This window comes from Oceanotoga sp., assembly GCF_030445905.1.
Taxonomy (GTDB): Bacteria; Thermotogota; Thermotogae; order Petrotogales; family Petrotogaceae; genus Oceanotoga; species Oceanotoga teriensis.
The window spans coordinates 34,274-45,500 of the sequence record NZ_JASUSU010000021.1 but is presented as its reverse complement, the minus strand read 5'-3'; the positions used below and the strand labels follow the sequence as shown (position 1 = coordinate 45,500).

General features: G+C 26.3%; 12 protein-coding genes. 10 read left to right on the top strand and 2 right to left on the bottom strand.

What is annotated here, in order from left to right:
* Positions 1 to 17: 17 nt before the first annotated feature.
* Positions 18 to 650 carry a GyrI-like domain-containing protein gene (locus PWP28_RS07735; RefSeq protein ID WP_308644525.1) on the bottom strand — a complete coding sequence of 211 codons (633 nt, stop codon included), beginning with the start codon at positions 648 to 650 and terminating at the stop codon, positions 18 to 20.
* A gap of 122 nt (positions 651 to 772) precedes the next feature.
* On the opposite strand from PWP28_RS07735, the gene PWP28_RS07730 reads away from it, so the two are divergent.
* Genes PWP28_RS07730 through PWP28_RS07715 form a run of 4 tightly spaced genes read left to right on the top strand, consistent with a single transcriptional unit; the run spans position 773 to position 4,247 of the window.
* A complete protein-coding gene (locus tag PWP28_RS07730) occupies positions 773 to 1,627 on the top strand; it encodes an ABC transporter ATP-binding protein (RefSeq protein WP_308644524.1) in 855 nt (284 codons plus the stop codon).
* Positions 1,624 to 2,622, top strand: coding sequence for an ABC transporter permease (locus PWP28_RS07725; protein ID WP_305081349.1), 999 nt, complete (start codon positions 1,624 to 1,626; stop codon positions 2,620 to 2,622). The genes PWP28_RS07730 and PWP28_RS07725 overlap by 4 nt, the downstream gene beginning before the upstream one ends.
* Positions 2,623 to 2,626: 4 nt before the next feature.
* The gene (locus tag PWP28_RS07720; protein ID WP_264149291.1) at positions 2,627 to 3,616 is read left to right on the top strand and encodes an ABC transporter permease; all 990 of its coding nucleotides are present in this window, start codon (positions 2,627 to 2,629) and stop codon (positions 3,614 to 3,616) included.
* Positions 3,617 to 3,626: 10 nt separating this feature from the next.
* Positions 3,627 to 4,247, top strand: coding sequence for a TetR/AcrR family transcriptional regulator (locus PWP28_RS07715; RefSeq protein WP_109604943.1), 621 nt, complete (start codon positions 3,627 to 3,629; stop codon positions 4,245 to 4,247).
* 32 nt (positions 4,248 to 4,279) lie between these two features.
* Here the strand turns inward: PWP28_RS07715 and PWP28_RS07710 are convergent, their stop codons facing one another.
* Positions 4,280 to 5,800, bottom strand: a complete 1,521-nt coding sequence (locus tag PWP28_RS07710; protein WP_206050562.1) for a serine hydrolase — start codon at positions 5,798 to 5,800, stop codon at positions 4,280 to 4,282.
* 436 nt (positions 5,801 to 6,236) lie between these two features.
* Between PWP28_RS07710 and yhfZ the strand changes: the two genes are divergently transcribed.
* Genes yhfZ through PWP28_RS07680 form a run of 6 tightly spaced genes read left to right on the top strand, consistent with a single transcriptional unit; the run spans position 6,237 to position 11,226 of the window.
* Entirely contained in the window at positions 6,237 to 7,163 is a 927-nt protein-coding gene (gene yhfZ / locus PWP28_RS07705) for a GntR family transcriptional regulator YhfZ (protein WP_109604942.1), read from the top strand.
* 10 nt (positions 7,164 to 7,173) lie between these two features.
* Positions 7,174 to 7,536, top strand: a complete 363-nt coding sequence (locus PWP28_RS07700) for a PRD domain-containing protein (protein WP_305081346.1) — start codon at positions 7,174 to 7,176, stop codon at positions 7,534 to 7,536.
* A 17-nt stretch (positions 7,537 to 7,553) separates the two neighbouring features.
* Complete coding sequence (locus tag PWP28_RS07695; protein WP_109604940.1) at positions 7,554 to 7,913, top strand: DUF2620 domain-containing protein; 360 nt, start codon at positions 7,554 to 7,556, stop codon at positions 7,911 to 7,913.
* An 18-nt stretch (positions 7,914 to 7,931) separates the two neighbouring features.
* A complete protein-coding gene (locus tag PWP28_RS07690) occupies positions 7,932 to 9,212 on the top strand; it encodes a YhfT family protein (protein ID WP_109604939.1) in 1,281 nt (426 codons plus the stop codon).
* A 54-nt stretch (positions 9,213 to 9,266) separates the two neighbouring features.
* The gene (locus PWP28_RS07685; protein ID WP_308644523.1) at positions 9,267 to 10,346 is read left to right on the top strand and encodes a hypothetical protein; all 1,080 of its coding nucleotides are present in this window, start codon (positions 9,267 to 9,269) and stop codon (positions 10,344 to 10,346) included.
* Position 10,347: 1 nt separating this feature from the next.
* Entirely contained in the window at positions 10,348 to 11,226 is an 879-nt protein-coding gene (locus tag PWP28_RS07680) for a phosphotriesterase (RefSeq protein ID WP_109604937.1), read from the top strand.
* Position 11,227: the final 1 nt, after the last annotated feature.

Sequence of the window (11,227 nt, the reverse complement as noted above, 5' to 3'; positions counted from 1 at the left end):
AAAAAGATGCATTATAATTATAATGCATCTTTTTTTGCTATTTTATACCTTAAAACAGTTTTTAATTTAGATACTTCTGTTCTTCTTGGATCTGAAATATAAATTTCTTTATGTCTTTTATCTATTCTAAAAAAATCATTTTTCAAACAAAAATCATCCATTACTTCAAAAGATTTATACTCTTCATCATAAATCCCAATATGCATAATCTGACAACAAAGTCCTTCATCAATGAACTCAAATTTTAATTTTTCAACAAATTTATTATCACATTTCTTATTTTTAACTATTTTTAAAAAATAATCAAATAACTCTTCATTCAAAAAATCTGGTTGTCTCATCATCATCTTTGCTTTAAAATTATTCTTGTCTTTATTACCAACACTCTTATTCAAAACATCCCACTCACCTTCAAGTGGAAATACTGTATATTTATAATAATTTTCTGGTATTCTTTCACTCTTATAAGACATTTTTACAGTATAACTAAAACTATACAAAGCTTCAATCAATTCAGAAAATTCTTTTCTATTTGGATCTCCTTCAAATTCAACAGTTACATAATTTAATGATGGCAAATCAATTATACATGGTTTTTTACCAGGTAAATAAATATTTTTATAATCTTTTCTATAATTAATTTCTTTCATATGATCACCTCCAATAATAAAATAATATCATAAATCACTGACATATATTGACAAAAAAATAAAAATATGATATTATTAGACCAACTGGTCTAAACCACTTAGTCTATAAAGGGGTGAAAATAATGATAGAAGTAAAAAATTTATTCCATAAATACTCAGAAAATTCTGATTATGCTGTAAAAAATGTTTCTTTTGAAATTCCAAAAGGGGAAATATTTGGTTTTCTCGGTCCCAGCGGTGCTGGAAAAAGTACTGTACAAAAAATATTGATTGGAATACTAAAAAAACAAAAGGGAAGTATAGTAATAGATGGCATAAATTCTGAAGATCTAAAAAAAGATTTTTTTGAAAAAATTGGCGTATCTTTTGAACTTCCAAACATGTATTCAAAACTATCTGGATATGAAAATTTAAAATACTATGGTGGATTATTCAAAAAGAAAACAAAAGACCCTTTAAAATTACTCGAAAGCGTTGGATTATTGCAAGATAAAGATAAAAAAGCTTCTGATTACTCAAAAGGAATGAAACAAAGACTAATATTTGCAAGATCTCTTATAAATGATCCAAATATATTATTTTTAGATGAACCCCTATCCGGATTAGATCCTTCAACTGCAAAAAAATTAAAAGAAATAATAATAAATGAAAAAAATAATGGAAAAACAATATTTTTAACAACACATAATATGTTTGTTGCAGACGAATTATGCGATAAAGTAGCTTTCATAAACAATGGAGAAATAGTTGCAATGGACACTCCAAAAAATTTAAAAATAAAATATGGAAATAAATCTGTAAAAATTGAATACCATGAAGAAAATAAAAATAAAGAAATAATTCTATTCTTAGAAAAAACTGAAGATAAAGAAAAAATTAAAAAAATAATGGATACAAAAGAAATATTAACAATACACTCTGGTGAAGCAACACTTGAAGAAATATTTATACAAATTACTGGAAGGGGGTTATCATGATTAAAACTCTTCTAAATACTCTCAAAATAGATTTTAAAGTGGCATTTAAAAATAGTTTTATGCTAATAATAATAATAATGGCAATAATATATATTCTTTTAATAAATTTTGTATTGCCAGAAAAATTAGAAATGTCTCAAACTCAAGTAATTGCTTATGATTCAACATCACAAAAAATATTTGAAAATAACTTCAAAAACTTAACATACATAAATGATAAAGATAAATTAAAAGAGAGTCTATTAAAAAATGAATCGGCTATTGGAATAATACTAAAAGAAAATACTGCCGAAATAGTCTTAAGAGGCTATGAATCTCAAACTCAAATAAACAATATAAAAGCTATAATATCTAATTTATATTCAAGAAATTATAAAAGCTATGAAATAATAACCTTGGGAAAAGAAGTTAATAAATTATCCTTTAATAAAAAAATGCTTCCTGTATTAATAGCAACAGATGTAATAATGATGGGTTTTTTATTCATTGCTGCCATGTTATTCCAAGAAAAACAAGAAGGTAGTATATCTGCATATAGAGTAACTCCGGCGGGAACAATAAATTATATATTATCAAAGGTACTTATAAATTCATTTCTCGCTATAATATTTGGAATAATAGTTGCCATATTCACTATAGGATTTCAAATAAATTATATAATATACACAATAATAATATTCATTTCAGCTTTTCTCGTATCTTTATTCGGTTTATTTCTCGCACAATTTTATTCATCTATATCAGATTTCATATATATAGCTTTGATATTCAATGTTATCGCAGCATTACCAGTAATGGGATATTTTAATCCAAGTTTATATATAAACATTTTCAAATATATACCATCATATCCAGTGATGTTTGGAATAGATACCTTAATGACTTCTGGAGATATATCTAATTCTTTAAAAACACTAATAGTACCGATTATAGAATTATTAATAATAAGTCCTTTAACTTATATCACCATAAAAAGAAATCTCATCAGGAGATGATATTATGAAAATAAAAAATTTATTAAAAAAAGATTTTAAATTAATATTAAAAGACAAACTAAATATAATATTCTATATAATGCCCTTAATACTTATAATAGTTATAAAAATATTTTCACCATCATTTATGAATAGTAGTTCAAAACTTTTATTAATGAACAATATAGATAAAGAAATAAAAACAGAATTACAAAAATATTATGATATAAAAGAATATGATGATGAAGAAGATCTAATAAAAAGAATAAATAGTTTTGATGATATTATAGGAATAAAATATGAAAATTCTCAAATAAAAATATTAGTTCAAGGAAATGAAGATCCATTGATAAAAAATCAATTAAACAATATACTAAGTCATATACAAAATGAAAGACAAATCAATATTGAAACAAGTTCATTGGGAATCGAAAACAATCAAATATTAAATATGATAACCTCGCTCTCAATACTTCTTGTTATAGGTATACCTGGAGTTTCTATGGGATTTTTAATGGTAGAAGACAAAGAAAGTAAGATGATAGAAGCTTATTCAGTTTCTCCTTTAAATTTAAAAACATATATGATAGAAAAAATAATATTTGCATCGATAATATCTGTAATACTTGGAATAATATCTCAAATAATACTTATAGGATTTAATTTTAATTATTTAGAATTCATATACATATTGATTTTAGGAACATTATTATCAATAACAGTAGGAATAATAATAGGAACAATAGCAGATAATCAAAATTCAGCAATTGCAATATCAAAAACAATAATTTTTATATTCATAATGTTACCAATGATAGCAGTTATACTTCCACAAAAAATACAATATTTCTTCTATATACTCCCAGGATACTGGGTGTATAACATAATATTATCTGGAATAAATGAAACAATGATAAATTCATTTTCAAGTTTTATAATAGCTCTTATTTTACACATACTTGTTATAATAGCAATGATACCAAAAATGTCAAAAGAATTTAAGCTTAAAGTATGAGGTGTAGAATATGGATTTTAAAGAGTTTAAAAATAAAGAAAGACTTATGTCTTCCGCTATAAAAGAATTTGGCGACAAAAATTTTCAAAACGCTTCATTAAATAATATATTAAAAAATGCCCAAATAAGTAAAGGCACTTTTTACTACAACTTCAAAACAAAAGAAGAACTATACTTTTACTTAATAGAAAAAATTGCTCAAGAAAAATCACAATACTTCGAAAATTATTATAATGAAAACAAAATAGACTATTCAGACATATTTTCTGTTTTTGAAATACCCGCGAAAATAGGCTTAAGATTTGCTTCTGAATATCCAGAATATATAAAATTTGGACAAAATGTTGTAAATGAAAAAGATCCGAGAATAAATCAAAAAATACAAAAGAAATTATCATCTGCTACAAACCAATTCATAAAACCAATAATAAAAGCATCAATAGAAAAAAATATAATAAGATCCGATATTCCGGAAGATTTTATAAATGAACTCATGAGTTTTATGATATCAAATTACTACAAAATAATAGAAGAAAATATTGATTTCAATGATAAAAATTATTATGAAAAAGCGATAAAAAAATTTAATTATCTAATAGACATATTAAAAAATGGACTATTAAAAAAATAAAGTCAGATGAGTTTTCTCATCTGACTTATAAATTATTTTATTGATTCATAAACTATATTACATACTTCTCTACTCAAATATCCAGTACTATTATATTTTGTAAATGGATTAACTCCATTATGTTGTTTATTAGTCAAAATAATTATCTGTAAATCAAAATTAGGATCAAATATAACCTGTGTTCCTGTAAATCCTGTATGACCAAAAGTTTCTTTTGATCTATTGCTTCCCATATACCAAGATTTATCAACTTCAAAACCATAACCTTGGCCAAATCTCTTTGGACTTGTAAATTCTTTTACTATATCTTCATCATAAACTCTTGTAGTGTCATAACCGCCACCATTTAACATAGTTTGTCCTAAAATTGCTAAATCTCCTGTTGTTGAAAATAATCCGGCATGTCCAGCAACGCCATGATTAGCATAAAAAGCATTACCATCATTAACTTGTCCTATTAAAACATAGTTTCTCCAACCATTAAATTCATTAAAATACTTGCTTTCTTCACATTTATAACCAAAAGAATCATCCATAACCATTCTGTATTCATATGGATTGCCCCAAGAAGTTGCTGCTATTCTTGAATTTAAATCTTCAGATGGTAAATATCCAGTATCAACCATATTTAATTCATTATAAATTGTTTTTGCATATTCTTCCATTGGCATACCACTTGCAGCTTCAACAATAAAGCCAAGAGCCATGAAACTAAAATCTGAATACCTTCTATCTGTACCTGTTTCATATTCGAGTGGTAAATTATTTATAAAATCAAGTTCTTCTTTTCTATTATTAACATGATAAAAAGTTGGTTTCCAAGGTGTAAGACCTGAAGTATGTGTAAGTAAATCTGCAATAGTTATATTCTCTTTACCATTCTTTCCAAATTCTGGCAAATACTTAATAACTTTATCTTCAACACTATTAATTTTACCTTCAGATATTAAAGACATTATAGATTGTGTAGTTGCCATAACTTTTGTAACAGAAGCAAGATCAAAAATAGTATTAGTATTCATATATACAGGATCTTTAAGTAATCCTTTTATATCATATTTCTGAGCAAAACCATAAGCCTTTTCTTTAACTATATATCCATCTTTTGCTATTAAAACAACTGCACCAGGTGTTATACCTTTTGAAATTTCACCTTCAACAACAGCATCAATCTTACTTAAAACATCTGAATTCATACCAGCTTTTTCAGGTAAAGCTTTTTCAAGTGTGATGAAAGGAACTACAACTCTTGCAACTTTTTTAGATTTATTAACAAAAGCTATATCATTAACTCCATCAACAACAAACTTAGAAACATTTACTTTCAAAACATTTTCATCAGAATCAAAAATATTTACTTTCATACCATTGATGAAAAGTTCCATATCAGAAACAGATGCACCATTCTTTTCTATAAATAAAGATGCATTATTCTCATGAGCTTTAAATTCACCTTTAAATTGATCCTTAACCAAACTGTCTATTTGACCTGTAAAAGCAAATGAAAAAACAAAAATACTTAAAACAAAAAGTAAACTAAAAATCTTTTTCATGAACTCCCTCCTCTTGATTATTAAAAAATCCTTATTATACAATATACAGTTAACTGTATATTTAATTCTTTTTACAATTTCCATTATACAATTAAAAAAATATTAATCAATTCCAATAATTTATAATAAAAGGTAATTAAACTTAAATAGATAAAAAATACTCTATATTTAGAAAGATTACTAATAAATAAATAAGTTTCAAAAAATAAAAATAAAACTATTTTAATTAATACAAAGAAGATTTTCATTGTTAATCATACTTATTTTTAAATAAATAACTATAATTATTTATAATCTGATTTTGATAAAACAAAAATATTTATTATAATTTTGATAATATACAGGAAATTGTATATTATTGTAATTATTAATCTTTTTTTATTTTTTTATTTTTTAAATTAAAAATACAGTATTTTGTACAATGGGGGAATGTCTTATGGAATTTAAAAATAAACTAATGCAAAAGAATGGTCTTGTAGCCACACTTTTGGCGAGGGAATTCATAACCAAAAATGAAGGCGAGAGAATAAACACTGTTTCTTATTACTCAGAAAAATTCTCATATGGTAGGGGTACTATTCAAAATGCTTTAAATCTTTTAAAAGATAGTCAGGCTATAAAATTAAGAGCGAAAGGTCATAAAGGAACTTTCATAGAGAAATTAAATTATGAAATACTATGGGATTTTACAGGTTTGGGAACATTGATGGGAGTTATGCCACTTCCTTATTCAAAACTTTATGAAGGACTTTCAACGGGACTTTATAAATCAATAGAAGGCAAAAATATTCCTTTCAATCTTGCATATATGAGAGGAGCTAAAAATCGTATTGAAGCTTTAAAAAGAAAAAGATATGACTTTGCAGTACTCTCAAAATTTGCTGCATTGAATAGTATAAAAAATAATGAAGAAATAGAAATCATAATGGATTTTGGAAGATATTCATATGTTAATGAACATGCCATGATATTTTCAGAAAAAGCAAAAACTAAAATAGAAAAAAATATGAAAGTGGGTATAGATAAATCTTCATTAGACCATTACATATTAACACTTGATGCCTGTAAAGGTATAGATGTGAACTTCATAGATTTACCTTATAATCAAATATTATCGAAGGTAATAAACAAAGAAATAGATGCAGCCATATGGAATGTTGATGAAATAAATGAAAGAAAAATGGATATAAAATATTATAAACTTGAACGTGAAAATATAAAAGGTGAAGATACTCAAGCTGTAATTGTGGTAAATAAAACAAATGATGGAATAAAAAATCTTCTATTAGACATAATAGATCAAAATCTTGTAAAAACATATCAAAAAAATGTTGTAAAAGGAAACATAATTCCAAATTATTAAGGAGGCAAACATGGAACTAAAAGACAGACTAAATATTTTAAAAGAATCAGGACAATTAGATCAAAAAACATTTGAAGAAATAAATCAAATAATAAAATCCATTTTTGATGATTACAAAATAGAATTAAATGAAGAAAATGGAGCGATGCTTATAACTCATCTTTCAATTGCTTTAACAAGAATAAAAAAAGATGAAAAAATAGACTCAGCAGATGATTTTATAATTGAACAAATAAAAGCTGATAAATACTTTGAAGAATCTTTAAATATCATAAAAAAAATAGAAAATATAATAAAATTAGAAATTCCTGAAAATGAAAAATCCTTCATTCAAATGCATTTATGTGTACTATTAAACAATGAATTAAAATAATAAAAGGGGGCATAAAAATGCTAAAAATAGTTGTTGGTGGTCAGATTGACAAAGACGCAGTGGCAAAAAAAATAAAGTCTATTGGTGGAGATAATGTATCAGTAGAAGTAAAATCAGATATGGAAGCAGCAATGGCAATAAAAACTGGACAAGCAGATTATTACTTTGGTGCATGTAATACTGGTGGAGGTGGTGCATTAGCAATGGCAATAGCTTTATTGGGAATGCCAATGTGTGCAACAGTTTCTATGCCTGGAAATGTAAAATCAGATGCTGAAATAATATCAGAAGTAAAAAACGGTAAAAAAGCATTTGGATTTACACCACAACATATGGACCAAGTTATACCTGTAATCATGAAGGAAATCTTAAAATAAAATTTAGGGGGTAATTCCATGGAGTACATTTTAATCGCATTGATAGGCGGTTTCGCTTCTATTCTTGCAAACAAAGGTGTAGCAGTATTTAACGATGGTTTAAGGCCTATTGTTCCTGAATATTTAGAAGGAAGAATAGACAAAAAAGCTCTTGCAGCAACAAGTTTCGCACTTGGTTTTGGTCTTGTTATAGGATTTGGAATTCCTGTTTCAATAGCAGCAACAATAATCTTAATACATTCCATACTATTGGGAACAGATATTATTGGAACATGGTCACCTGATGGCAAAAAAGGAGTAATAATTGCTGGTGTAATAGGTGCTTTATACGGTTTAGGGTTATTATTTGGACTTCAATCAATAGTAGATGTATTTGCAAAATTACCTGTAAACTTTTTACCAGCTTTAGGACAAGTTGGAGCTCCTATAATTGCAGCATTTGCAGTATTTCCAGCAGTTGTTGTTGGTTATCAATACGGAGTAAAAAATGGAATGATAACCTTAGTAATATCTTTCTTAGTTAGACAAATAACACAGTACTATGGAATATTTACAATAGGAGATTCAAAAATAGCTTTAAATCCAGAAGGTATGGCTTTACTCGCTGGAATGATAGTTATGTTAATATACGCAATGAATGAAAAAGCTGATCCAAATGCAACACAAATGGATTATAAAGGATTATTTGGAGACAGAGTAAAGAGAATAAAGAAAAATGTTATTTGGCTTGCAATAATGGGTGGATTAGTTGCCGCTGCTACAAGCTATGGAACATTAGCAGGAGATCCTATATCATTAAACCTCTTAGCTGAAGGAAAAAATACTGAAGCAGCTTTAACTGCATTCGCAAGAGGAATAGGATTCATCCCATTAGTTGCTACAACAGCACTTGCTACAGGTGTTTATGGACCAGTTGGTATGACATTTGTATTCGTTGTAGGAATTTTAACAAAAAATGCTTTCTTAGCTTTCATATTGGGAGCAATAGTTATAACTTTAGAAGTTCTTTTATTAGAAGTTCTTGCAAAAATGCTTGATAAATTCCCTGGAATGAGAAAAGCTGGAGACAATATAAGAACAGCTATGTCAAAAGTTCTAGAAGTTGCATTATTAGTTGGCGGTATGATGGCTGCAAATCAAATGGCTCCAAAATTAGGATTCTTTATAGTTGTAGGTTTATATGTATTGAACAAAACATCAAAGAAACCTATAGTAGATATGGCAGTAGGACCTGTTGGAGCTATATTAGTAGGAATTTTAATAAACTTATTATCATTAATTGGACTTTACAGTGTATAAAAAAGATGGAGGCTTTCGCCTCCATTTTAATATAAAAAATCGGGAGAATCTAATATGAGAGATAAGCTTGTATATAAAATAGCAAAAAAAAATATAAAAGCATTTGATTTTAAAGATATCACTATAGAAAAAATAAATACAGATATATTAAATATAATGATGGAAAAAATAGAAACTTATGATGATTTTTATACATTTGGAGTAAAAAATACTTCTTCTATAAATAAAGACATCATAAGAAAACTTTCAAATAAAAATTATTTATTCCATACAATAGATAAAATGTCAGATGGCGGTAGGGCAATAGATATAAATATAAAAAATCCAATAACTGGAAAAAATATGACGGGCTCATCCTCTGCCTCGGCTGTAAATGTATTGTATGGAATAAATGATTTTGCAATAGCTACAGATGGAGGTGGATCTGTAATAAATCCAGCTATTTCTTTAAACTTATTTTCAATTCTTTTAAAGGGAGCGGGATTAAAAGCAAAAAATTCAAAAAAGTCTACAGATAACATAGAATTCACAGCTGGAACTGGAATAATTTCAAAAAATTTTGAAATAATAGAAAATATATTTAAATTACTTTTTGATATAAAACCAGAAAATAAAAAACATATAATAGCTATTCCCTCAAATCTATACACAGCCGATGATAAACCCATGAAAGAAACACTTAAAAATATAATAAAAAATGTAGAAAATATACAAATAAAAGAATTCAAATATCCAGATTTTTCAAATAGAGAAGAATCTATAAAACAAATAAAAAAAATATTCAAAGAAGTAGATTTTATATCTTGTATGGAAGGACCTACTGATATATATGGAATGGGAGATTCTGTATTTGGTTGTATGGGAGAAACTTATAAAAACGAACAAAATAAATCTGGAAAATACCTCTCAAAAATTGCAAATATGATAAACTCATCTGCCATATCAATACCAACAAATGAACTTTCAAAATCTTTATTAATATGTTCAAAAGAGAATGTACAAAACACTGCAAACTTAATCGAATTCTGTAAACAAATATATCAAATATATGAATTACCAGAACTATATAAAAGATACTTTTTAAAATCTTATGAACGAAAAAAGCAAGAATACTTTTTTAAGGAAGGTGATTAATATGTTAAAAAACGGATATACTTATATGCATGAACACATGAGAATAGATTTATCGGGAGTAAAAAAAGATCCAGATTGCAGACTTGATTGTTATGATCAAACAAAAGAAGAATTATTAGAATTAATGGGAAAAAATGTAAAAAATATAGTTGAAGTTACAAATATGGGTATGGGTAGAGATATCGGATATATACTAAAATTAAGAGAAGAAACTGGAATGAATTTTATATTTTCAACTGGATACTATAAAGAACCATTTTTACCAGACGAAGTTTATACAAAAACAAAAGAAGAGCTTGCCAAAATAATGGAAAATGAAATAATAAATGGCATAGAAAACTACGGAGTGAAAGCACAAATAATAGGAGAAGTTGGTTCTTCAAAAGATAAAATAACTCCTGCTGAAGAAAAAGTTCTAAGAGCGGCAGCAATAGCTCATAATAATACAGGAAGGCCTATAACAACACATACAAGTCTTGGTACTATGGGTTTAGAACAAATAGAACTATTCAAAGAAATGAATGCAAATTTAGATAAAATTATACTCGGTCATACTGATTTAACTGGTGATATAGAATATATAGAAAAACTAATACAAAAAGGCGTTTATGTTGAAATAGATACAATAGGAAAACTGAGTTATTTAAGTGATGAAAAAAGAATTGAAATATTAACAAATCTTTGTAAAAAAGGTTTATCTGAAAGAATAGTATTATCTGTAGATATAACAAGAAAATCACATTTAAAATACAAAGGTGGAATTGGATATTCATATCTTTTAGACAAATTCATTCCTGAACTAATAAAAAATGGAGTAAAAGATACTGACATAGAAAATATGCTAATAAACAACCCGAAAAAAATATTGGAGAGTGAATAAA